Raw genomic sequence first — 24,384 nt, forward strand, 5'->3', positions numbered from 1 at the left:
AATGAACTCTGATCATACCTGCATTCCGAAGTGCTGCGAAGCGTTCGAAGCCGAGAAAGAACATGGTTGAAAATAACGAGCTCCGTAAAGCCGGGCTAAAAGTGACTCTTCCAAGGGTCAAGATCCTGCAAATGCTGGATTCCGCCGGTCAGCGCCATATGAGTGCTGAAGATGTATACAAGGCGTTAATGGAGGCCGGCGAGGATGTCGGGCTCGCTACTGTTTATCGTGTATTGACCCAGTTTGAAGCCGCTGGACTGGTGGATCGCCACAATTTCGATGGTGGCCATGCTGTGTTTGAGCTGGCAGATACGGGACATCACGATCACATGGTGTGTGTAGACTCAGGCGAGGTCATCGAGTTCACAGATGCCTCAATCGAAAAGCGTCAGCGTGAGATTGTTGAAGAGCACGGCTATGAGCTGGTCGATCACAATCTTGTGCTGTACGTCAAAAAAAGAAAATAAGCCTTGCTGCGCAATAAAAAACAGCGGCCTTTGCCGCTGTTTTTGTTTCGTCTTAACGCTGTTATTTCGCTGTAACCATCTTTTTGGCATGCGCAAGGGATTCGCGCGTCAGGTCGATGCCCCCTAGCATGCGGGCCACTTCCTCAATGCGGCGCTGTTTGTCGAGTATCGCAACCGCCGTCCGTGTTTCACTGACGCCACGCTCCTTGTGAACAAAGAGGTGGTGATGTCCCTGAGCCGCTACTTGTGGCAGGTGAGTAACGGTTAAAACCTGTCCATCTTCGCCGAGGCGTCGTAGCAATTGACCTACAATTTCAGCGGTAGGCCCGCCGATCCCTACATCCACTTCGTCGAATACAAGCGTAGGGACGCGTGACGTCTGGGCTGTGATGACCTGAATGGCCAAGCTGATACGAGACAGCTCGCCTCCTGACGCTACCTTAGCCAGAGTTTTCAACGGCTGACCAGGGTTTGCGCTTACGCGAAACTCCACCGTTTCTTGACCGTAAGGTTGCAGGTCGTCTGAGGGTTCAGGCTGTAGCGTAATAGAGAAACGACCACCAGGCATGCCGAGGCGCTGCATCTCTGTCTCTACGGCTGCCGCCAACTCGGGCGCACGGGTTTGTCGCCGTTCGCTCAGTTCATTGGCCTTTTCTTGATAATGACGTGCATACGCTGCCAGCTCTTCCTGGAGGCGCTCAACCGCTGCATCATCAGCATTAAGCGACTCGAGCTCACTCTGAAGCTGTGTCTGCAAGTGAACAAGTTCTTCGGGCTGTACGCGATGTTTACGCGCCATGGTGTAGATGGCATCCAGGCGCTCCTGTACTACCTGTTGGCGCTCTGGATCGGCCTCGAAGTTATCGATAAAGCGGTTGAGTTCGGACACGGCTTCTTCGATCTGTATCTGCGCCGAACCAATTAGGTTTGTCGCTTCCTCCAGCGGTTTGGGCGCATGACTGAATCCGCCCAGGCGGTGAGTGCTTGTGTTCAGGGCCGACAGGACGTTGCCGCCTTCACCCTCACTGCATAGGTCGATGACCTGACGACAGGCAACAAGAAGCTGCTCTGCGCTGGCTAGTGTCTTCTGCTCCTGTTCAAGTGCTTCGATTTCCCCTTCGCTCAAAGCGAGATTTGCCAGCTCTTCAAGCTGGTAACTCAGCAACTGATAGCGAGCTCGTTGTTCTTCACTGCTACTCGACAGTCGCTCAAGGGTTTGCTTGGTCTGGCGCCACCGCTGTGAAGCCAGCTGTACCTGGCGTGCCAGCTCTTTTGCCTCGGCAAATTCATCCAGCAAGCGGCGATGGGTATCCGTTTTCAGCAGAGACTGATGTTCATGCTGGCTATGGATGTCGATGAGCAGGCTGCCCAATGCTTTAAGGTCCCCTTGAGGGCAGGGCGACCCGTTGATGTAGGCCCGCGAGCGACCTTCGGCTGTAATAACACGACGCAAAATACACAACCCATCATTATCAAGGTCTCGCTCGGCCAGCCAGCTTTGCGCCTCGGGGATGCGTTTCAGATCAAAGGTGGCCAGGATGTCCGCCTTGTCAGCGCCAGGGCGTACTACGCCGCTATCTGCCCTGTCGCCCATGGTAAGGCCGAGCGCATCGAGCATGATCGATTTGCCGGCGCCCGTTTCGCCGGTAATCACTGTCATGCCACGCTCAAGTTCAAGATCGAGATGTTCAACAATCGCGTAATTACGGACGGACAGATGCACCAGCATGTGGGTGGGCTCCGAAATCTGTTGATCTGGTTATTTATTCAGTGGTGTTCATTTATACAGTTTTTCTTTTCGTTCTGGCAATAAGCTCAACCCTTGAAGCTTTAAATGCCGGCCCCATATAGCGGGCAGAACCGCAGGCTTTGCAGCGCTTTATATGGTGCCTCGCCTGCCAACTGATTCGACAGGAGGACGACATGGCTGACGAACAAAATCCAGATATTCAAAAGCCTGAAACCAATCAAGACGCCCAGGCTTCTCAGGGAGATGACCTGGCTGCTCGCGTAGCGTCATTGGAAGAGCAGCTAGCGGCTGCACAAGATCAGATGCTGCGTAGCGCAGCTGAGTTGCAGAACGTCCGTCGCCGCGCTGAGCAGGATGTCGAGAAAGCGCACAAGTTTGCCTTGGAAAAGTTCGCGGGCGACCTATTGGCTGTGATCGATAGCCTTGAGCGTGGTCTTGAGATGTCGGATGCCAACAACGAGGCGCTGCGCCCTATGCGTGAAGGCATGGAGCTGACGCTCAAGGTTTTCCAGGACACGCTCAAGCGTTACCAGGTAGAGGTTATTGATCCGCATGGTGCGCCCTTTAATCCAGAGCATCACCAGGCTATGGCAATGGAGGAAAGTGCCAATGTCGAGCCGGGCAGTGTGCTGAAAGTTTTCCAGAAGGGCTATTCCATCAATGGACGCCTGTTGCGTCCGGCCATGGTGGTTGTCAGCAAGGCGCCTTCGAGTCAGCAGCCGACAATTAACGAAAAGGCTTGAAATAATCTGCTCGATCCCCATTTGGTGAAACAACCGAGCAAAAAAGATCCGCAGACGGATCGCACGGAATCAAGATTTCTGGAGAGTGAACATGGGTAAGATCATTGGTATCGACCTGGGGACGACCAACTCCTGCGTGGCCATCCTCGAAAACGGCAATGTAAAGGTGCTTGAGAACGCTGAAGGCGCTCGCACCACGCCGTCCATTATTGCCTACACCAACGATGGCGAAACACTGGTAGGTCAGCCTGCTAAGCGTCAGGCGGTGACTAACCCGCAAAACACGCTGTACGCCGTCAAGCGTCTGATCGGCCGCCGCTTCGAAGAGAATGTGGTACAGAAAGATATCCAGATGGTGCCCTACAGCATCGTCAAGGCAGACAATGGTGATGCGTGGGTAGAAGTGAAGGGCCAGAAGATGGCTCCTCCGCAGATTTCTGCCGAAGTGCTGAAGAAGATGAAGAAAACCGCCGAGGATTACCTGGGCGAGACAGTAAGCGAAGCGGTAATTACCGTTCCGGCCTACTTCAATGATAGCCAGCGTCAGGCTACCAAGGATGCCGGTCGTATCGCAGGCTTGGATGTTAAGCGAATCATCAACGAGCCGACGGCTGCTGCGCTGGCGTATGGCCTGGACAAGGCCAAGGGCGACCACACCGTTATCGTGTACGATCTGGGTGGCGGTACCTTCGACGTGTCCGTGATTGAAATCGCGGAAGTGGATGGGGAACACCAGTTCGAGGTACTGGCGACCAATGGTGATACCTTCCTGGGTGGTGAAGACTTCGATATTCGTCTGATCGACTATCTGGTAGACGAATTCAAAAAAGAAAGCGGCATCAACCTCAAGGGCGATCCGCTAGCTATGCAGCGTCTGAAAGAAGCTGCTGAGAAAGCCAAGATCGAGCTTTCTTCTGCTCAACAGACTGATGTGAACCTGCCGTACATTACCGCAGACGCAACAGGTCCCAAGCACCTGAACGTGAAGATCTCCCGTGCCAAGTTGGAGTCGCTGGTTGAGGACTTGGTCGAGCGCACCATCGAGCCCTGCCGTACGGCACTGAAGGATGCCGGTATCGATGTGTCCAGCATCGATGAGGTGATCCTGGTTGGTGGTCAGACGCGTATGCCTCTGGTTCAGAAGCGTGTAGCTGAGTTCTTTGGCAAAGAAGCACGTAAAGATGTCAATCCTGACGAAGCGGTAGCTATCGGCGCTGCGATTCAGGGTGCCGTACTGGCAGGTGACGTTAAAGATGTTCTGCTGCTGGACGTAAGTCCGCTGACGCTGGGCATCGAAACCATGGGCGGCGTGATGACTCCGCTGATCGAGAAAAACACTACGATTCCAACCAAAAAGTCGCAGGTGTTCTCGACGGCAGATGATAACCAGAGCGCTGTGACTATTCATGTGCTGCAGGGTGAGCGTAAGCAGGCTGCACAGAACAAGTCCCTGGGTAAGTTTGACCTGGCTGAGATTCCGCCAGCACCCCGCGGCGTACCGCAGATCGAGGTCACATTCGATATTGATGCCAACGGCATTCTGCATGTGTCTGCCAAGGACAAGGCCACTGGTAAGCAGCAGTCCATTGTCATCAAGGCGTCTTCTGGTCTTTCCGAAGAAGAGATCCAGCAGATGGTTCGTGATGCCGAGGCCAATGCTGATGAGGACCGTAAGTTCGAAGAGCTGGTAACTGCACGTAACCAGGGCGATGCGCTGGCGCACGGCACGCGCAAGATGCTTACCGAAGCGGGTGACAAGGCGAGCGCTGACGAAAAAGCGGCCATCGAAAAAGCGCTTGGTGAGCTTGAAGCAGCGGTGAAGGGTGATGACAAAGAGGCCATCGAGGCCAAGATGAACGCTTTGTCTCAGGCTTCTGCTCCGTTGGCTCAGAAGATGTATGCTGAGCAGCCTGCTCCAAATGCAGAAGGCGCAGCCAAGGCAGATACCAACAGCGACAAGCCTGCCGGCGATGACGTTGTGGATGCCGAGTTCGAAGAGGTCAAGGACAATAAGTAAGCCTCGCGCTTGCTTGAGCCCCGGCAGGTCACTTGACCTGCCTGATCCGCTGCGCGGGAGCCTGCCTCCCGCGTTGGCGTGTCTGGAGGGTTGAAAAATGAAGGTGCAGGAAACTTATGGCCAAGCGTGATTATTACGAGATTCTTGGTGTCGAGCGTGGCGCTAGTGATGCTGACCTGAAAAAGGCTTACAGGCGCCTTGCGATGAAATATCACCCGGACCGTAATCCGGGCGATAAGGCCGCTGAGGAAAAATTCAAAGAGGCCAATGAGGCCTATGAAGTGCTGTCTGATGCGGGTAAGCGCTCTGCATACGACCAATATGGGCATGCAGGGGTTGATCCCAGCATGGGGGCTGGTGGCTTCGGCGCCGGAGCAGCAGGCGCCAGCTTCTCCGACATATTTGGCGATGTGTTTAGTGATTTCTTTGGTAACGCTCGTGGAGGCGGACGTGGTGGTCCGCAGCGTGGCGCAGACCTGCGTTATACGCTGGATCTAGACCTTGAAGAGGCTGTACGTGGCACTAATGTCACGATCCGTGTCCCAACACTGGTCGGGTGTAAGACCTGTGATGGCAGCGGTGCAAAGCCCGGCACGTCGCCAACTACCTGTACGACCTGTGGTGGTATTGGTCAGGTTCGCATGCAGCAAGGCTTCTTTTCGGTTCAACAGACCTGTCCGCGGTGTCATGGCACTGGCAAGATCATTCCTGAGCCATGCCAGACCTGTCATGGTCAGGGGCGTATCGAAGAGCAGAAGACGCTGTCGGTCAAGGTTCCGGCAGGTGTTGATACCGGTGACCGCATCCGCCTTTCTGGCGAGGGCGAGGCGGGAACAATGGGTGGCCCGGCCGGCGATCTATACGTGGTTGTGAACGTTCGTGAGCATGCCATCTTCCAACGTGACGGTAAGCATCTCTATTGTGAAGTGCCGATCAGCTTTGCCGATGCGGCGCTGGGAGGCGAACTAGAGGTGCCAACGCTCGACGGCCGCGTGAAGCTCAAGATTCCAGAAGCCACCCAGACAGGCAAAATGTTCCGCTTGCGCGGTAAGGGTGTTGTGCCTGTGCGCGGGGGGGGTGCGGGTGATCTGATGTGCCGTGTGGTGGTCGAGACGCCTGTTAATCTGGACAAGCGCCAGCGTGAGCTGCTCGAAGAGTTCCGTAATACACTTCAAGGCAATAGCTCGCACTCGCCGCGTGCCAGTGGGTGGTTCGATGGTATGAAGCGGTTTTTCGACGATCTATAAGCTAGGCGGGCACAGGCCTGGCGGCGTGTCGGCCTGTTGCTAGCGGCATGGAGCATAACAATGCGACGTATAGCAGTAATGGGCGCCGCCGGGCGCATGGGTAAGACGCTGGTTGAAGCCGTGCAGCAAACCAGTGGCGCGGCGGGACTGACGGCAGCGGTGGATCGTCCTGACAGTACCTTGGTTGGAGCGGATGCCGGTGAGTTGGCTGGCATTGGTCGTATCGGTGTGCCTTTATCTGGCGATCTGGCGCGGGTTGCCGATGAGTTCGATGTGCTGATTGATTTTACTCATCCAACCGTAACGCTACAGAATCTGACTTATTGCCGTCAGGCAGGCAAAGCCATGGTCATTGGGACCACCGGCTTTACTGCAGAGCAGAAACTTATGCTCATGGAGGCGAGTAAACAGGTTCCGATCGTGTTTGCAGCCAATTTCAGTGTAGGCGTCAACCTGTGTTTGAAGCTTCTTGACACGGCTGCTCGTGTGCTTGGAGATGAAGTTGACATTGAAGTCATTGAGGCTCACCACCGGCATAAAGTTGATGCTCCTTCCGGTACAGCGTTGCGTATGGGCGAAGTCGTTGCGCAGGCCTTGGGCCGAGATCTGAATGAGGTGGCTGTATACGGTCGTGAAGGTCAAACCGGAGCACGTGACCGCAAGACGATTGGTTTTGCTACTGTCCGGGCGGGCGATGTGGTTGGAGACCATACGGTATTGTTTGCTGCCGAGGGTGAGCGAGTCGAGATTACCCACAAGGCGTCAAGTCGCATGACCTTTGCAAAGGGTGCGGTCCGCGCAGCGCTGTGGCTGGAGGGGAAAGAGCCTGGCCTTTACGACATGCAGGATGTTTTAGGGCTGCGTTAAATTATCTTTTCGCTAGGCACTTATGAGGTGCGCTTAGAGGTGCTTTAGATTATCTAGTTTCGTTTTAGCATCTAAGCCGATGAGTTGCATCAATAAGTGTGGATTTGCTCAAGTAATTTCCGTATAATGCAGCTTTAGTGTGTCCACTAAAGCCAGCGCGGCATAATCTAATAAAAAAGCGGGATGCGGTTCATACCACATCCCGCTTTTTTACAGCCTGCGTTTGCCTCTTCAGACTAGATTTTGGGAGGTCTCTTGACTAAGCCAGCCATTCTCGCACTTGCCGATGGCACGATTTTCCACGGAGAATCCATCGGTGCCGACGGTCTTACAGTCGGTGAGGTGGTGTTTAATACCGCTATGACCGGCTATCAGGAAATCCTCACCGATCCTTCCTATGCCAAGCAACTCGTAACCCTTACTTATCCTCATATTGGCAACACCGGTACGACACCTGAAGACGGTGAGGCCAATCAGGTATGGGCCTCCGGCCTGATTATTCGTGATCTTCCCCTGGTAGCCAGCAACTGGCGTAACAAGCAGTCACTTCCTGACTATCTTCGTACCAATCAGACCGTAGCCATTGCTGGAATTGATACCCGCAAGCTGACCCGGATTCTGCGTGAAAAGGGCGCTCAAAACGGCTGCATTCTTGCGGGTGATAACATCACTGAGGCGCAGGCGCTTGAAGCAGCCCGTGCGTTCCCAGGCCTCAAGGGAATGGATCTTGCCAAAGAGGTGAGCGTCAAGCAGTCCTACGAATGGCGCCGCTCTGTTTGGGGGCTGGAGACAGATAGTGCTCCAGAGATTCCGGCTGACCAGTTGCCTTACCATGTGGTTGCGTTTGACTACGGTGTCAAATACAACATCCTCAGGATGTTGGTTGCTCGCGGCTGCCGAATTACTGTTCTGCCCGCGCAAACCCCAGCTAGCGAAGCCTTGGCGTTAAATCCTGATGGTATATTCCTAGCCAATGGTCCGGGAGATCCTGAGCCTTGTGATTATGCAATCCGGGCTATTCAGGAAGTGCTCGAAACAGACATTCCCGTTTTCGGTATCTGTTTGGGGCATCAGCTTTTAGCGTTGGCCTCTGGTGCGCGTACAGTGAAAATGCCTAACGGGCACCATGGTGCAAACCACCCGGTGCAGGACCTCGATACGGGTGTTGTGATGATCACCAGTCAAAACCACGGTTTTGCTGTAGATGAAGCGACATTGCCGGGCAACGTTCGTGCAACTCACAAGTCGCTGTTCGACGGTACCCTCCAGGGCATCGAGCGTACTGATAAGGTCGCGTTCAGCTTCCAGGGTCATCCGGAAGCAAGTCCGGGGCCGCATGATGTGGCGCCACTGTTTGATCGCTTCATCAATGCCATGGCGGGGCGGCGTTAATAAATGGCCTGGTCGGAGTTGGGTATCACTGACCTTTGGACATATATAGCGGGTGTGATTTTCGTCGTATTGCTGCCCGGTCCCAACTCCCTCTTTGTGCTGGCGTCCTCTGCAAGAAGAGGCGTGGCAGCCGGTTATCGTGCTGCCTTTGGCGTCTTCTTTGGGGATGCGTTGCTTATGACGCTATCCGCGTTGGGAGTAGCCTCACTCCTGAAAGCCGAGCCCCTGTTTTTCATGGGACTCAAGTACCTGGGCGCAGCTTATCTACTGTATCTAGGTGTAGGAATATTACGTGGCGCTTGGCGTCAGTGGCGTTATCCCCTGTCGCCCATTGAGCAGCAGACTCAAGAAGAGGGCATCGACAAGCCTTTTAGAAAGGCACTTCTATTGAGTTTGTCGAATCCAAAGGCCATTTTGTTCTTTGTGTCTTTCTTCATACAGTTTGTCGATCCCGGGTACGCTCATCCAGGGTTGGCATTCGGGGTGCTCGGGCTGATTCTTGAAGTGATTAGCGCGATATACCTCAGTTTTCTGATTTTTACCGGTGTGCGTTTGGCGGCCTGGTTCCGCCAGCGGCAGCGGCTCGCCGCCAGTGCCAATACTGGTGTAGGCGCATTATTCGTTGGCTTTGGTGTGAAGCTGGCGACCGCAACTCTGACTTGATTACTGCAACGAGAATCCCATGCCCAAGCGTACAGACATAAAGAGCATCCTGATCCTCGGTGCCGGCCCTATCGTTATCGGCCAGGCCTGCGAATTCGATTACTCCGGTGCACAGGCCTGTAAGGCCCTGAAAGAAGAAGGTTTCCGCGTCATTCTGGTGAACTCCAATCCGGCCACCATTATGACTGACCCATCCATGGCTGATGCGACCTACATCGAGCCTATCAAGTGGGCGACGGTAGCTAAAATCATTGAGAAAGAGCGCCCTGACGCGCTGCTGCCTACCATGGGTGGCCAGACAGCGTTGAACTGTGCGCTGGACCTTGAGCGTCATGGCGTCCTGGAAAAGTTTGGCGTCGAAATGATCGGTGCCAATGCTGATACGATTGATAAGGCAGAGGACCGCTCCCGTTTCGACAAGGCCATGCGTGCCATCGGCCTGGCCTGTCCGCGCTCGGGTATTGCCCACAGCATGGAAGAGGCGTACGGCGTGCTGGAGCAGGTTGGTTTCCCTTGTATCATCCGCCCATCCTTCACTATGGGTGGCAGTGGTGGCGGTATTGCCTATAACCGTGAAGAATTCGAAGAGATTTGCTCTCGCGGTCTGGACCTTTCACCAACCAACGAGCTTTTGATCGATGAGTCTCTGATCGGTTGGAAAGAATACGAAATGGAAGTTGTCCGCGACAAAAAGGACAACTGCATCATCGTCTGCTCCATCGAAAACTTCGATCCTATGGGGGTGCATACGGGCGACTCCATCACCGTTGCGCCTGCGCAGACGCTAACCGATAAGGAATACCAGATCATGCGTAACGCCTCCCTGGCGGTGCTGCGTGAAATTGGTGTAGAAACCGGTGGCTCCAACGTGCAGTTCGGTATCTGCCCTGATACAGGTCGCATGGTTGTCATCGAGATGAACCCGCGTGTCAGCCGCTCTTCAGCGCTGGCATCCAAGGCCACAGGTTTCCCGATTGCCAAAATTGCAGCCAAACTCGCAGTTGGCTACACGCTGGACGAGCTGCAGAACGACATTACCGGTGGGCGCACCCCGGCATCGTTCGAGCCGGCTATCGATTATGTCGTAACCAAGATACCGCGCTTTGCCTTTGAGAAATTCCCTAAGGCTGATGCTCGCCTGACTACCCAGATGAAGTCAGTGGGTGAGGTAATGGCGATCGGTCGTACCTTCCAGGAATCGGTCCAAAAAGCATTGCGTGGCCTGGAGGTTGGCGTAAATGGATTTGATCCCAAGCTCAATCCAGAAGATCCTGAAGCCGATAGCATTCTCAAGCGCGAACTTACAGTGCCTGGCGCAGAGCGTATCTGGTACGTCGGAGATGCGTTCCGACGTGGTCTGAGCGTTGAGCGTGTGTTTGAGCTGACCAAGATCGATCCGTGGTTCCTGGTGCAGATCGAGGACCTGATCAAGGATGAAGAAAAGGTCAAAACCCTGGGGTTGGCGGATGTCGATCGTAATCTCATGTGGAAGCTCAAGCGCAAGGGCTTCTCGGACGCACGTCTGGCCAAGCTGCTCGGTGTGACGGAAAAAAGCCTGCGTCGCCATCGCTACAAGCTGGAAGTGCTCCCGGTCTACAAGCGTGTCGATACCTGCGCCGCAGAGTTCGCGACCGACACTGCGTACATGTACTCCACGTATGAGGAGGAGTGTGAGGCCAACCCATCCAGCCGTGACAAGATCATGGTGATTGGGGGTGGCCCCAACCGTATCGGACAAGGTATCGAGTTCGACTACTGCTGTGTTCATGCGGCTCTGGCTATGCGTGAAGATGGTTACGAAACCATCATGATCAACTGCAACCCCGAAACCGTGTCGACGGATTACGACACGTCTGACCGCCTGTATTTTGAGCCGGTTACGCTTGAGGACGTGTTGGAAATCGTGCGTGTCGAGCAGCCTAAGGGTGTAATCGTTCAGTTCGGTGGCCAGACACCGTTGAAGCTGGCTCGCGCGCTGGAGGAGGCCGGGGTTCCGATTATCGGTACCAGTCCCGATGCAATCGATCGTGCTGAGGATCGTGAGCGCTTCCAGCAGATGATCGAGCGTTTGAATCTGCGCCAGCCGCCGAATGCTACTGCTCGCAGCGAAGAAGAAGCGATTGCTGGTGCCAAGCGTATCGGTTATCCGTTGGTGGTTCGCCCTTCATATGTGTTGGGTGGCCGTGCCATGGAAATCGTTTACGAAGAAGAAGAGCTCAAGCGCTACATGCGCGAAGCGGTGCAGGTGTCCAATGATAGCCCTGTGTTGCTGGATCACTTCCTGAACTGCGCGATAGAAGTAGACGTGGATGCAGTATGTGACGGCAAGGACGTAGTCATTGGCGCTATCATGCAGCACATCGAGCAGGCGGGTATCCACTCGGGTGATTCGGCGTGCTCATTGCCTCCGTACTCCCTGCCGGCACACATACAGGATGAAATGCGTGAGCAGATCCGGAAAATGGCGCTGGAGCTTGGCGTGGTCGGACTGATGAACGTGCAGTTGGCCCTTCAGGGGAACGATGTTTATGTGCTGGAAGTAAACCCGCGTGCCTCCCGTACAGTGCCATTCGTTTCCAAGTGCATTGGCGAGTCACTGGCCAAGGTAGCGGCACGTGTAATGGCGGGTAAAACCCTGGAAGAGATCGGGTTTACCAAGGAGATCATTCCGCCTTATTACAGTGTTAAGGAGGCAGTGTTCCCCTTCGCCAAATTCCCTGGCGTCGATCCGCTTCTCGGCCCAGAAATGAAATCTACCGGAGAGGTCATGGGCGTAGGCGACAGCTTCGCCGAGGCATTCTCGAAAGCCCAGTTGGGTGCGAGTGAGATTCTTCCTAATAGTGGTTGTGCCTTTATCAGTGTTCGGGATGACGATAAGCCTTTTGTCGCTGAAGTGGCTAAAGAGCTGGTTGAGCTGGGCTTTGAGGTTGTTGCTACAGCTGGTACGGCCCGTGTCATTGAGGAAGCTGGCCTGCCGGTTCGCCGTGTTAACAAGGTGACTGAAGGTCGCCCACACGTTGTCGACATGATCAAAAATGATGAAATTACATTGGTGATCAATACAACCGAAGGTCGTCAGTCTATTGCTGACTCCTACTCAATTCGCCGGAATGCGCTTCAACACAAGATCTGCTGCACGACAACGCTTGCAGGCGGCCAAGCGATTTGTGAAGCTTTGAAGTTTGGTGCAGAAAAGACTGTGCGCCGGCTTCAAGATTTACATGCAGGAATCAAGGCATGAACAAATATCCTATGACAATCCAGGGCGCTCGCGCCCTGGAGGAAGAGCTCAAGCATCTCAAGACGGAGCTTCGTCCCCAAATTACACAGGCGATTGCCGAGGCGCGCGAGCTGGGTGATTTGAAAGAAAATGCGGAATATCATGCGGCTCGCGAGCAGCAGGGCATGGTCGAGGCGCGTATTCGTGATATCGAAGGGCGTTTATCCAATGCCCAGGTAATCGATATCACAACGATTCCGCGCTCGGGCAAGGTGATTTTTGGTACAACCGTTGAGATCATAAATGTTGATACGGACGAGTCGGTGACGTATCAGATCGTTGGTGACGACGAGGCAGATATAAAGTCTGGCAAGATCTCAGTTAGTTCTCCAATTGCTCGCGCATTAATCGGCAAGCAAGAGGGCGACGCGGTGATCGTTAAGACCCCGGGCGGCGATGTTGAATACGAAATCGTCGAAGTGCGTCATATCTGATGTAGGTAGCCAGCTGTCCAATCGCTTCCCTTGAGGTAGCGATTGGAGGCGGGTAGGCAGGTTGTCAAAAGATGACTTGCCGAACAAGCATTAAGGTGAGAGGTCTGCCCAAGGTGGGCCTGCTTTCTCTTCCCATCAGACAGAATGCAATTATCTGTATGCCTGATTCGTCCCGGGCATTACAGGCTGTGGCGGACTACGTTTGAAAGCGAACGGTTCTGCGGCTGAGCCTTGCGATAGATAAGTGCCATTTTGCCAATGGTCTGAATCAGGTCGCATTTGGCGGACTGGCAAAGTTCTTCCATTAGGGTTCGCCGATCTTCGCGCTCACTTAAATTGAACTTGACCTTGATGAGTTCATGATCGTTGAGTGCCCGCTCAAGCTCAGCCAGTACACCTTCAGTAAGACCATTTTCACCTACTATCAATACAGGCTTTAAATGGTGTCCGATAGATTTGAATTGCTTTTTCTGCTCTTGATTGAGAGCCATAATTAAACCCCAGAGAAAAGGTATCTATTGTACCCTAGCGGCTAGGTATAGCCCAGAAGGACAGGATAAAGTACGCGTGGCTCGATCAGAAAAGCAGCGTGTTTTTGCTCAGGTAACATTGTTCAGAGTGTTTTCGCGCAACATAAAGTTTTGAACGAATTGGCGAGGCGACTAGTGGAGCTTCCGAAGACCTTGTTATTTCTGATAGGGCCCCAATATGTGGGGTTTGAGTACAGTAAGTCAGCTGCAAGCTAAGTATTTTGTAAGCTGGCGCCTGATCCTGCGCAGTGTCTACTGCGTCCGGCTGGTGAATTCTTAATCAAAATATTTCAAGACGAGGGGTTTGGCAGTTACCTGAAGCTGGAGCGGGAGAACTTCGACAAGGTTGTTATGCGCACGTCTTCTGCGTCACAAGATCGTCTGCATGAGCAGTATTTGCTGGTGCGAGGCCTAAAGGTAACGCGCAGTCAGATGCAACGGCAGACTCTTCTGAAAGTCTCAGCTAAAGTGAGAAGAGCGACGGATCTCATAAAGGGTTACAGACGGCCGCTGCTCAGCGTCAGCGTTGTGTAGTAACTTACCGGCCAATAGCCGGTTTCGATACGAACGGTTCCAAGCGAAGCCGGCTCAGAGGGTAGTCAATTGAACGATATGGCAAAGAATCTGATTCTATGGCTCATCATCGCAGCCGTACTGGTCACGGTGATGAACAATTTCTCCAGTCCCAATGAGCCGCAAACGCTCAATTATTCTGACTTCATTCAGCAAGTGAAGGACGGTCAGGTTGAGCGTGTGACTGTCGACGGTTACGTCATCACGGGAAAACATCGTGGCGGCGATACGTTCAAGACGGTTCGGCCTGCTATTCAGGACAACGGTCTGATTGGTGATCTGGTCAACAATAATGTGGTCATTGAAGGCAAAATGCCTGAACAGCAGAGCATCTGGACGCAGCTACTTGTAGCGAGCTTCCCGATTCTGGTGATCATTGCCGTGTTCATGTTCTTTATGAGGCAGATGCAAGGCGGCGCAGGTGGACGCGGCGGCCCCATGAGCTTCGGCAAGAGCAAGGCACGACTACTATCTGAAGATCAGGTGCGAACAACGTTTGCAGACGTTGCTGGCTGTGATGAGGCGAAAGAAGAAGTTACCGAGCTGGTAGAGTTTCTGCGTGACCCCGGTAAGTTTCAGCGTCTGGGTGGACGTATTCCTCGTGGTGTGCTGATGGTAGGTCCGCCCGGTACAGGCAAGACCCTGTTGGCAAAGGCTGTTGCCGGTGAGGCCAAGGTACCTTTTTTCACTATTTCAGGTTCCGACTTCGTTGAAATGTTCGTGGGCGTTGGTGCTAGCCGCGTTCGTGACATGTTTGATCAGGCGAAAAAACATGCGCCCTGCATTATTTTTATCGACGAGATCGATGCGGTTGGCCGCCACCGTGGAGCGGGTATGGGCGGTGGTCATGATGAGCGTGAGCAGACCCTGAACCAATTGCTGGTTGAGATGGACGGCTTCGAAATGAATGACGGTATTATCGTCATAGCTGCTACCAACCGTCCTGATGTACTTGACCCTGCTTTACTACGCCCGGGTCGCTTCGATCGTCAGGTCGTAGTAGGTCTTCCAGATATTCGTGGTCGTGAGCAAATCCTTAAGGTTCACATGCGGAAAGTTCCAATGGGAGATCGTGTGGATGCCGCTGTTATTGCGCGTGGCACCCCGGGGTTTTCGGGCGCTGACCTTGCCAATCTGGTAAACGAAGCCTCTCTATTTGCAGCGCGTTCCAATAAGCGCACCGTAGATATGCGTGAATTCGAGTTGGCCAAAGACAAGATCATGATGGGCGCAGAGCGCAAGACAATGGTCATGTCCGAGAAGGAGAAGCGCAACACTGCTTATCACGAGGCGGGGCACGCTATCGTAGGTCGCCTGGTGCCTGAGCATGACCCTGTCTACAAGGTCTCGATTATTCCTCGTGGACGCGCTTTAGGTGTAACCATGTTCCTGCCTGAGGAGGATCGTTACAGTCTGTCCAAACGGGCGTTGGAGAGTCAGATCTGCTCGCTGTTTGGAGGACGAATCGCTGAGGAGATGACGCTTGGCTTCGAAGGTGTCACTACTGGCGCTTCGAATGACATCATGCGCGCTACTCAGTTGGCTCGCAATATGGTCACCAAGTGGGGCTTGTCTGAAAAGCTCGGCCCGCTACTCTACGGTGAGGAAGAAAGTGAAAGCTTCCTGGGTCGTGGTTCGGGTGGTGGTAGCGGCAGCATGTCAGGTGAGACAGCCAAAGAGATCGACTCTGAAATCCGGCGAATCATCAATGACTGTTACAACACAGCCAAGCGTCTGTTGGATGAGAATCGAGACAAGCTGGAAATGATGTCTGACGCTCTGATGAAGTACGAGACGATTGATGCTGATCAGATCGACGACATCATGGCAGGTCGTGTACCGAGGGAGCCGCGTGATTGGCAGGACGGTTCAGGTCCTACCGGCACCAATGCTACTCAAGGAGATAGTCGTCCCGAAACACCAATAGGTGGACCGGCAGGCGAGCACTAATTTCTCCATGATTCCTGTTTCAATCCAAACCCGACTGCTTTGCGGCAGTCGGGTTCTTGATTTATCACATCCCCATGTCATGGGGATCCTCAATGTCACCCCTGATTCCTTTTCTGATGGCGGCCGGTTCAATACCTTGGATAGCGCGCTGTTTCATGCACGTGCTTTGGTATCGGCAGGTGCCACCCTTGTTGATATTGGCGGCGAGTCAACAAGGCCTGGAGCTCCTGCTGTTTCAGAGGACGAAGAGCTCAGTCGGGTAGTGCCTGTAGTTGAAGCTATATCTAAAGAATTGGACGTTATCATTTCGGTTGATACCTCTTCACCTCAGGTGATGCTTGAGAGTGCAAAGGTGGGGGCGGGACTGATTAATGACGTGCGTGCCTTGAAGCGTCCCGGTGCGCTTGAGGCTGCCGCTGCAGCAGGCTTACCTGTCTGTCTGATGCATATGCAGGGTGAGCCTGGGACAATGCAGCAAAACCCTCATTATGAGGATGTGGTTACCGATGTGATTGCCTTCTTGAGTGAGCGGGTTGCTGCTTGTGAAAATGAAGGGATTCGTCGCGACCAACTTATTCTTGATCCTGGCTTCGGGTTTGCCAAAACGCTTGAGCATAACCTTGTTCTGTTCAAGCGTATGCCAGAGTTGTTTGAGCTAGCGTTGCCGCTGTTAGTAGGCGTTTCACGTAAGAGCATGATCGGGGCGGTCCTGACCAAACCTGTCGAAGAGCGTTTATATGGCAGTCTCGCTTTAGCTGCACTCGCGGTTGCCAAGGGAGCCAGTATTATCCGGGTGCATGATGTAGAGCAGACGGTTGATGTTATAAAAATGATTGCTGCGGTAGAGCAGGCTTAAGGCAAGGCGATAGCAATGGCTAGAAAGTATTTTGGAACAGATGGAATTCGTGGTCGCGTAGGTGAGTATCCCATTACGCCTGACTTTATGTTGAAGTTGGGATGGGCTGCGGGCATTGCGTTTCGTAGTCAGGGTATCTGTCGTGTCTTAGTAGGTAAGGATACGCGTAACTCTGGTTATATGTTCGAATCTGCACTTGAGGCCGGCCTTTCAGCCGCTGGCGCAGATGTCATGCTTTTAGGGCCGATGCCAACGCCAGGTATCGCTTATCTTACACGTACATTCCAGGCTAATGCCGGCATTGTTATCAGTGCCTCCCATAACCCGTTCTACGATAACGGGATCAAGTTCTTTTCCGGGTTGGGCACTAAGTTGCCTGATGAGGTAGAGCTGATGATTGAGGAGTTACTGGATCAGCCGATGACTGTTGTGGAGTCTGCTCGCATCGGTAAAGTGTCTCGTATCAATGATGCCGCAGGGCGCTATATAGAGTTCTGCAAAAGTAGTGTGCCAGCGGGTACCAGTTTTGCTGGTATGCGGATCGTAGTCGACTGTGCTCACGGTGCGACTTACAAGATTGCCCCAAGTGTCTTCCGTGAGCTGGGTGCTCAGGTTAGTGTTATCGGTGCTCAGCCAGATGGTCTCAATATCAACAAAAATTGCGGCTCTACTCATTTAGGCGAGCTGCAGAAGGCTGTGCGGGATCAGCATGCTGACCTTGGTATTGCCTTTGATGGCGATGGTGATCGTGTGTTGATGGTTGATCATACAGGCGCAATCGTTGATGGGGACGAGCTCTTGTTCCTGATTGCGAAGGATCTCAAGGGCCGCAATCGCCTTGATGGTGGGGTCGTGGGTACTCAGATGAGCAATCTGGGGTTGGAGCTTGGTCTGGCTGAGTTGGGAATTCCATTTGCCAGGGCCAAGGTCGGCGACCGCTATGTCATGGCTGAGCTCTTGTCCAAGAAATGGACGCTAGGTGGCGAGAGTTCTGGTCACATTGTATGTTGCCAGTACACCACAACGGGCGATGCCATTATTTCCGCTTTGCAGGTTTTGATGGCATTGAGGCGCGCTGGGCAAACATTGGCAGAGGCGCGTAAGGGCCTCAAAAAGTATCCTCAAGTGCTTATCAATGTGCGCTACTCCGGAGACGTAGATCCCTTGGCGCATCCTGACGTACAAAAAGCATGTACAGAAGTGACCGAGCAAATGGCGGGTAAAGGGCGTGTTTTACTGCGTAAGTCGGGAACAGAACCGCTTGTTCGAGTAATGGTTGAAGGCAGCGACGAACGCCAGGTTCACAAGCATGCAGAAGCCTTGGCTAAGCTGGTAAGTGAGGTATGTGCTTGATTTGGCTTGTCAAAGCAAAAAAACTTAGATAATATCTGCGCCCACTTCGCTCACTGAGGCATTAGCATGCGCAAGCCTTTGGTCGCTGGTAACTGGAAAATGCACGGAACACGTGCAGATGTAGCCGAGCTGATAGAAGGGTTGAGTAAGCTCGCCTTGTCTGATGAAGTTGAGATGGTAGTGTTTCCGCCATTTCTGTTTATTGATCGGGTAGAGGTAGGCCTTGCGGATAGTAGTATAGGCCTCGGCGCGCAAGATTGTGCCGTGCAGCCTGAGCAAGGTGCGCTCACTGGTGAGATAGCAGCTTCTCAGTTGCGTGATGTGGGCTGTGGATATGTCCTTGTAGGGCATTCCGAGCGTCGTTTGATCTTGCTAGAAGATGACGATACAGTTGCAAAAAAGTTTGCTTCAGCCCAAAAGATGGGTATAGTGCCGGTCCTTTGTGTTGGTGAGACTCGAGAGCAGCGAGAAGCTGGTAAGACCTTTGACGTTGTTAAAGGGCAGCTCAAATCTGTAATAGATGTGCTGGGTATCGAGGCTTTTGAGTCTGCGGTTGTAGCCTATGAGCCTGTATGGGCGATAGGTACAGGATTGACAGCAACTCCTGATGAAGCTCAGGCGGTGCATCAGGAACTGCGACAGTTTATCCGCTCTTATAGCAATGTTGTGGCTGATAAAGTTCGGCTGCTATACGGTGGAAGTGTAAAGGGCGGTAATGCTGCCGAATTGTTCGGTATGCCTGATATCGATGGTGGGCTTGTAGGTGGAGCCTCCCTAAATGCGAATGAATTTGGCGTGATTTATCACGCTGCTGGAAGTAAATGATGTTAGAAACTCTAGTTGTTGTCGTGCATCTGCTAATGGCGCTGGGACTGGTTGTCCTAGTTCTTCTTCAGCAGGGTAAAGGTGCGGACGCTGGTGCTTCTTTTGGTGCAGGTGCTTCGGGTACTGTTTTTGGAAGCCAAGGTTCTGCTACCTTTTTGAGTCGTTTTACTGCTATACTGGCGGCGGTTTTTTTTGCTACTAGTTTAGGTTTGGCTTATTTCGCTAAGGAAAAAGCCAACGCGTTGCAGGAAGTGGGGCTTCCTAAGCCTGCAGCCATGCAGCAGGCGCCTGAAGTTCAGAAGCCTGCGGCAAATGATGATGTTCCCATGCCACAGCAGAAACCTTCGGCATCCTCAGAAGGTGATGTTCCGGGAAATCAGAAATAGTAAGAAGTTTTTGCCGAAGTGGTGGAATTGGTAGACACGCTATCTTGAGGGGGTAGTGGCCAACGGCTGTATGGGTTCGAGTCCCATCTTCGGCACCATATTTAGACACTGAAAATAGTGTCGTGAGCGTAAGTAGATTGACCTGAAAGAGACTCTTTCTTATACTTTCGCTCCAGCTTTGACGCGGGGTGGAGCAGTCTGGTAGCTCGTCGGGCTCATAACCCGAAGGTCGTAGGTTCAAATCCTGCCCCCGCAACCAGTCAACAAAGGCCCCTTTATAGGGGCTTTTTGTTAGCTGAACAATCAGGTCGTGCGTTCTTGCAGCGACCACAAGGGATGGGCGTTATCGCCCATTTTTTATTTGCACAGCATGCGTGAGGCAACCAGGTGTCGAGCAAGCTAGAACAGTTGCAAGCCATGCTGGCCCCCGTCATCGAAGCGCTTGGCTATGAATGCTGGGGCATCGAGTACATTTCCCAGGGCCGGCATTCTCTGCTAAGGGTCTATATCGATCATTCAAACGGAATTCTGGTTGAGGACTGTGAAAAAGTCAGTCGTCAAGTTAGCGGGATTTTAGACGTAGAAGATCCTATTCCGGGCGAATACACCTTGGAGGTTTCATCTCCAGGTATGGATAGACCTTTATTCACTCTTGAGCAATTCAACGCTTTTGTCGGTGAGCAAGTAAAAATAAGGCTTCGTTCGCCTTATGAAGGCCGCCGCAATTTTCAAGGCCTTTTGCGCGGTGTGGAAGAACAGGATGTCGTGGTTCAGGTTGATGACCATGAATATCTGCTTCCCGTCGAGATGATCGATAAGGCTAATGTCATTCCCCGATTTGAATAAGGCGCAAATCCGCGGATCCCAAAGGATTGCGACAGGCGAGGCGTACGATGAGTAAAGAAGTTCTACTGGTAGTGGAATCGGTTTCCAATGAAAAAGGTGTTCCGCCCGGTGTCATTTTCGAGGCATTGGAGCTAGCCCTGGCCACTGCCACAAAGAAACGCTACGAAGAAGATGTAGAGCTGCGTGTGGCTATTAATCGCCACAACGGTAGTTATGAAACGTTTCGCTGCTGGACAGTTGTCAAAGATGAAGACTTTGATAATCCAGCAGCAAACCTGACGCTCGATGAGGCTCAGGAAATCAATCCAGATGCCAAGATTGGCGATCTGATTGAAGAAAAGATCGAATCCATAGAGTTCGGCCGCATCGCGGCTCAAACAGCCAAGCAAGTTATTGTCCAGAAAGTGCGTGAAGCTGAGCGTGCTCAGATTGTTGATGCTTACCGGGAAAAAGTGGGTGAGATCATTTCTGGTACAGTCAAAAAAGTTACGCGAGACAATGTAATCGTCGACTTGGGCAACAATGCAGAAGCCTTACTGGCTCGTGATCAGATCATCCCACGGGAAAACTTCCGTGTTGGCGTTCGGGTTCGTGCACTGCTCAAGGAAATCCGTACGGAAAATCGTGGCCCTCAGCTAATCCTGTCGCGCACAGCGCCTGAAATGTTGATTGAGCTGTTCCGGATTGAAGTACCGGAAATATCTGAGCAGCTGATTGATGTTATGGCCGCTGCTCGGGATCCAGGCTCGCGTGCAAAAATTGCCGTGCGCTCGAAAGACAAGCGTATCGATCCGCAGGGTGCCTGTATCGGCATGCGGGGATCGCGTGTCCAGGCCGTGTCTGGCGAATTGGGCGGTGAGCGAGTAGACATCGTTTTGTGGGATGACAACCCTGCTCAGTTCGTTATCAATGCCATGGCGCCTGCTGAGGTTGCGTCAATCATTGTTGATGAAGATACCCACACCATGGATATCGCAGTTGCCGCTGATAATTTGGCTCAGGCTATTGGTCGTAGTGGCCAAAACGTTCGCCTTGCAAGTCAATTGACAGGCTGGACGCTGAACGTGATGACCGAAGAGGACATCATGGCCAAGCAGCAGGCAGAGACGGGCGATATTCTTCAGCAGTTTGTAGACGAACTGGACGTAGATGAAGAGTTGGCTCAAGTGTTGGTTGAAGAAGGTTTCACCACGCTCGAAGAAATCGCCTACGTTCCCATGGAGGAAATGCTCAATATTGATGGTTTCGATGAAGACATCGTCAATGAGCTTCGTAATAGGGCTAAGGACCGCCTGTTAACCCGTGCCATCGCGACGGAAGAACAACTGGCTGACAAGAAGCCGGAAGAAGATTTGCTTAGTCTCGAAGGCATGACTGAGGAACTCGCGCTTGAGCTGGCGCAGCGAGGCGTTGCCAATCGCGAAGATCTTGCCGAGCAGTCCATTGATGATCTGCTCGATATTAACGGCATGAATGAAGAGCGTGCCGGCAAGTTGATCATGGCTGCCCGTGCCCATTGGTTTGAGTGAGCGGTGCTGCCTGAGGAGAAGAGTGCATGACGCAAGTCACGGTGAAAGAACTGGCCCAAACGGTCAATACACCGGTTGAACGCCTGCTGCAGCAAATGCGGGAAGCGGGTCTGTCCCATAGCAGTGCAGACCAGGTTGTGACCGACACTGAAAAGCAAAAACTGCTGTCTCATCTGAAAGGAAACACCAAGCTGGACGAACCGCGTAAAATAACGCTCCAGCGCAAGACTCAAACGACATTGAAGGTGTCTGGAAGCAAGACGGTTAATGTCGAAGTCCGTAAAAAGAAGACCTACGTCAAGCAAAGTCCCGATGAGTTGGCGACCGAACAGCAGCGTGAGCTTGAGGCGCAGCGCGAGGCCGAAGAGGCTGCTCGCTTGAAGGCCGAAGAAGAAGCTCGCCAGCGAGCAGAAGAAGAGATTCGCTTGAAGGCCGAAGAGGAAGCTCGCCTTAAAGCTGAAGAAGAAGCTCGCCAGCAAGCTGCTGCCAAGGCCGCTCAAGAAGTGGCAGAAGCGGCTGCGAAAGCCGCTACAGAAACCAAGCCCGAGGAAGTAGTGGAAGAAGTGGTTGCAAATAAAGCAGCACCGGCAGCGCCGGCAGCTGCATCTGATGAGCGTAAGCGCGAAGAACCGCGTCGTCCCGTAGCGCCGCCTGTAGCAGGCAAGCGGGATGAGGATGAGCGTCGCGATCGCAAGCATGCACAGCACCGTCCTTCCTTGAAGGAGAAGGATAAGGTTAGTAGTCCGCGCGTTGTTCGTAGCGCCGGCGATGATGAAGATGATGGTTTTGGCGGTCGCCGTGGCGGCCGAAACAAGTCCAAGCTCAAAAAGCGTAACCAGCATGGCTTCCAGAACCCTACAGGGCCGGTTGTTCGTGAAGTCGCTTTAGGCGAAACAATTACTGTTGCTGAGCTGGCCCAGCAGATGTCTGTCAAGGCAGCTGAAGTCATCAAGTTCATGTTTAAGATGGGCTCGCCTGCCACGATCAACCAAGTGCTGGATCGTGAAACCGCTCAGCTGGTTGCTGAGGAGCTTGGTCACAAGGTTAAGCTGGTTAGCGAAAATGCATTGGAAGAGCAGCTGGCTGAGTCCCTCAAGTTCGAGGGCGAGCAGGTTCACCGTGCGCCGGTGGTTACGGTCATGGGTCACGTTGACCATGGCAAGACTTCCTTGCTGGACTACATCCGTCGCGCCAAGGTTGCAGCAGGCGAAGCGGGTGGCATTACCCAGCATATCGGCGCCTACCATGTAAACACTGATCGTGGCATGGTGACGTTCCTGGATACCCCTGGTCACGCAGCATTTACCGCCATGCGTGCTCGTGGTGCTCAGGCAACCGACATTGTTATTCTGGTTGTCGCTGCCGATGACGGTGTCATGCCACAGACAGAAGAAGCTATCCAGCACGCTAAGGCTGCTGGTGTGCCGATCGTTGTTGCAGTAAACAAGATCGACAAGCCTGATGCAGATCCGGACCGTGTTAAACATGATCTGGCTGGGCGTGATGTCATCCCAGAAGAGTGGGGCGGTGATACTCAGTTTGTTCATGTATCTGCCAAAGCAGGTACTGGCGTTGATGAGCTGTTAGAAGCCATTCTTCTGCAGGCTGAAGTTCTTGAATTGACTGCAACACCTTCGGCTCCAGGTCGTGGTGTAGTAATTGAGTCGCGCCTTGATAAGGGTCGCGGACCGGTTGCTACTGTTCTGGTGCAAAACGGTACTCTGCGTCAGGGTGATATGGCCCTGGTCGGTGTTAACTTCGGTCGTATCCGTGCCATGCTCGATGAGAACGGCAAGCCGATCAAAGAGGCAGGCCCATCCATCCCCGTCGAAATTCTTGGCTTGGATGGCACGCCGGATGCCGGTGATGAGCTGACTGTTCTGACCGATGAGAAAAAAGCGCGTGAAGTTGCCTTGTTCCGTCAGGGTAAGTTCCGTGAGGTCAAGCTGGCACGTGCTCAGGCAGGCAAGCTCGAAAATATTTTCGAAAACATGGGCCAAGACGAGAAAAAGACGCTTAACATCGTTCTCAAGTCCGATGTGCGCGGTTCTCTAGAGGCTCTGCAAAGCTCGCTAAGTGGTCTGGGTAACGATGAAGTTCAGGTGCGTGTTGTTGCTGGTGGTGTAGGGGGTATCACTGAAAGTGATGCGAACTTAGCGCTGGCTTCTAATGCGGTTCTCTTCGGCTTTAACGTTCGTGCCGATGCTGGTGCTCGTAAGATCATTGAGCAGGAAGGTTTGGATCTACGTTATTACAACGTGATCTACGACATTATCGAAGATGTTAAGAAAGCGCTAACGGGTATGCTGGGCAGCGATGTTCGCGAGAACATTCTGGGCATTGCAGAAGTTCGTGACGTCTTCCGCTCGCCGAAGTTTGGTGCTGTTGCAGGCTGTATGGTTGTTGAAGGCATGGTCCATCGCAATCGTCCGATTCGTGTTCTACGTGAAGATATTGTGATCTTTGAAGGTGAACTTGAATCTCTGCGTCGCTTCAAAGATGACGTGGCTGAAGTTCGTGCCGGCATGGAATGCGGTATCGGTGTGAAGAGCTATAACGACGTTAAGGTCGGCGATAAGATCGAAGTTTTCGAGAAGGTCGAAGTAGCACGCTCGCTGTAATTCACGCAAGCGAAAAGCCAGGAGCTGGAAGTTGCCGCAAGGCAGCTTCCAGCTT

At 53.0% G+C, this 24,384-nt stretch carries 20 protein-coding genes and 2 tRNA genes; 20 read left to right on the forward strand and 2 right to left on the reverse strand.

The window, feature by feature from the left end; genetic code table 11:
- Positions 1-62: 62 nt before the first annotated feature.
- Positions 63-467, forward strand: a complete 405-nt coding sequence (gene fur / locus HMPREF1487_RS11355) for a ferric iron uptake transcriptional regulator (protein ID WP_010796791.1) — start codon at positions 63-65, stop codon at positions 465-467.
- Positions 468-528: 61 nt separating this feature from the next.
- Here the strand turns inward: fur and recN are convergent, their stop codons facing one another.
- Positions 529-2,196 (reverse strand): DNA repair protein RecN, encoded by a 1,668-nt coding sequence (gene recN, locus HMPREF1487_RS11360; RefSeq protein WP_010796792.1) that lies wholly within the window; start codon positions 2,194-2,196, stop codon positions 529-531.
- A gap of 194 nt (positions 2,197-2,390) precedes the next feature.
- Between recN and grpE the strand changes: the two genes are divergently transcribed.
- The 8 genes from grpE to greA all read left to right on the forward strand — a co-directional run bounded on the left by grpE (position 2,391) and on the right by greA (position 12,860).
- Entirely contained in the window at positions 2,391-2,960 is a 570-nt protein-coding gene (grpE, locus tag HMPREF1487_RS11365; protein ID WP_010796793.1) for a nucleotide exchange factor GrpE, read from the forward strand.
- A 91-nt stretch (positions 2,961-3,051) separates the two neighbouring features.
- Positions 3,052-4,977, forward strand: coding sequence for a molecular chaperone DnaK (dnaK, locus tag HMPREF1487_RS11370; protein WP_010796794.1), 1,926 nt, complete (start codon positions 3,052-3,054; stop codon positions 4,975-4,977).
- A 116-nt stretch (positions 4,978-5,093) separates the two neighbouring features.
- Positions 5,094-6,224: a molecular chaperone DnaJ gene (gene dnaJ, locus HMPREF1487_RS11375; protein WP_010796795.1), complete on the forward strand. Its 1,131-nt coding sequence runs from the start codon at positions 5,094-5,096 to the stop codon at positions 6,222-6,224.
- Between the two features lie 60 nt (positions 6,225-6,284).
- On the forward strand, positions 6,285-7,091 hold the full coding sequence (dapB, locus tag HMPREF1487_RS11380; RefSeq protein ID WP_010796796.1) for a 4-hydroxy-tetrahydrodipicolinate reductase: 807 nt from the start codon (positions 6,285-6,287) through the stop codon (positions 7,089-7,091).
- 255 nt (positions 7,092-7,346) lie between these two features.
- A complete protein-coding gene (gene carA / locus HMPREF1487_RS11385) occupies positions 7,347-8,483 on the forward strand; it encodes a glutamine-hydrolyzing carbamoyl-phosphate synthase small subunit (protein WP_010796797.1) in 1,137 nt (378 codons plus the stop codon).
- A 3-nt stretch (positions 8,484-8,486) separates the two neighbouring features.
- On the forward strand, positions 8,487-9,146 hold the full coding sequence (leuE, locus tag HMPREF1487_RS11390; protein ID WP_010796798.1) for a leucine efflux protein LeuE: 660 nt from the start codon (positions 8,487-8,489) through the stop codon (positions 9,144-9,146).
- Between the two features lie 19 nt (positions 9,147-9,165).
- Entirely contained in the window at positions 9,166-12,387 is a 3,222-nt protein-coding gene (carB, locus tag HMPREF1487_RS11395; protein ID WP_010796799.1) for a carbamoyl-phosphate synthase large subunit, read from the forward strand.
- The gene (greA, locus tag HMPREF1487_RS11400) at positions 12,384-12,860 is read left to right on the forward strand and encodes a transcription elongation factor GreA (RefSeq protein WP_010796800.1); all 477 of its coding nucleotides are present in this window, start codon (positions 12,384-12,386) and stop codon (positions 12,858-12,860) included. The genes carB and greA overlap by 4 nt, the downstream gene beginning before the upstream one ends.
- Positions 12,861-13,039: 179 nt before the next feature.
- Here greA and yhbY read toward each other — a convergent pair whose 3' ends face one another.
- Positions 13,040-13,351, reverse strand: coding sequence for a ribosome assembly RNA-binding protein YhbY (yhbY, locus tag HMPREF1487_RS11405; RefSeq protein WP_010796801.1), 312 nt, complete (start codon positions 13,349-13,351; stop codon positions 13,040-13,042).
- Between the two features lie 267 nt (positions 13,352-13,618).
- Between yhbY and HMPREF1487_RS28370 the strand changes: the two genes are divergently transcribed.
- From HMPREF1487_RS28370 to infB, 11 genes are all read left to right on the forward strand, one after another.
- Positions 13,619-13,924, forward strand: coding sequence for an SAM-dependent methyltransferase (locus HMPREF1487_RS28370; protein WP_112297952.1), 306 nt, complete (start codon positions 13,619-13,621; stop codon positions 13,922-13,924).
- A 78-nt stretch (positions 13,925-14,002) separates the two neighbouring features.
- Entirely contained in the window at positions 14,003-15,913 is a 1,911-nt protein-coding gene (gene ftsH / locus HMPREF1487_RS11410) for an ATP-dependent zinc metalloprotease FtsH (protein WP_019366086.1), read from the forward strand.
- A gap of 7 nt (positions 15,914-15,920) precedes the next feature.
- Positions 15,921-16,769 carry a dihydropteroate synthase gene (gene folP / locus HMPREF1487_RS11415; protein WP_037030717.1) on the forward strand — a complete coding sequence of 283 codons (849 nt, stop codon included), beginning with the start codon at positions 15,921-15,923 and terminating at the stop codon, positions 16,767-16,769.
- Positions 16,770-16,784: 15 nt separating this feature from the next.
- Positions 16,785-18,122: a phosphoglucosamine mutase gene (gene glmM, locus HMPREF1487_RS11420; protein WP_010796805.1), complete on the forward strand. Its 1,338-nt coding sequence runs from the start codon at positions 16,785-16,787 to the stop codon at positions 18,120-18,122.
- Positions 18,123-18,188: 66 nt separating this feature from the next.
- The gene (gene tpiA / locus HMPREF1487_RS11425; protein WP_010796806.1) at positions 18,189-18,947 is read left to right on the forward strand and encodes a triose-phosphate isomerase; all 759 of its coding nucleotides are present in this window, start codon (positions 18,189-18,191) and stop codon (positions 18,945-18,947) included.
- On the forward strand, positions 18,947-19,333 hold the full coding sequence (gene secG / locus HMPREF1487_RS11430) for a preprotein translocase subunit SecG (protein WP_010796807.1): 387 nt from the start codon (positions 18,947-18,949) through the stop codon (positions 19,331-19,333). The genes tpiA and secG overlap by 1 nt, the downstream gene beginning before the upstream one ends.
- A 12-nt stretch (positions 19,334-19,345) precedes the next feature.
- Positions 19,346-19,431: transfer RNA gene (locus HMPREF1487_RS11435), tRNA-Leu, on the forward strand.
- Positions 19,432-19,515: 84 nt separating this feature from the next.
- A tRNA-Met gene (locus HMPREF1487_RS11440) sits at positions 19,516-19,592 on the forward strand.
- A gap of 128 nt (positions 19,593-19,720) precedes the next feature.
- Positions 19,721-20,179, forward strand: a complete 459-nt coding sequence (gene rimP, locus HMPREF1487_RS11445; RefSeq protein WP_010796808.1) for a ribosome maturation factor RimP — start codon at positions 19,721-19,723, stop codon at positions 20,177-20,179.
- Between the two features lie 47 nt (positions 20,180-20,226).
- Entirely contained in the window at positions 20,227-21,708 is a 1,482-nt protein-coding gene (gene nusA, locus HMPREF1487_RS11450; protein ID WP_010796809.1) for a transcription termination factor NusA, read from the forward strand.
- 26 nt (positions 21,709-21,734) lie between these two features.
- On the forward strand, positions 21,735-24,329 hold the full coding sequence (infB, locus tag HMPREF1487_RS11455) for a translation initiation factor IF-2 (protein WP_010796810.1): 2,595 nt from the start codon (positions 21,735-21,737) through the stop codon (positions 24,327-24,329).
- The last annotated feature ends 55 nt before the right edge of the window (positions 24,330-24,384 follow it).

The organism is Pseudomonas sp. HPB0071 (assembly GCF_000478505.2).
Lineage (GTDB): Bacteria > Pseudomonadota > Gammaproteobacteria > Pseudomonadales > Pseudomonadaceae > Chryseomonas > Chryseomonas luteola.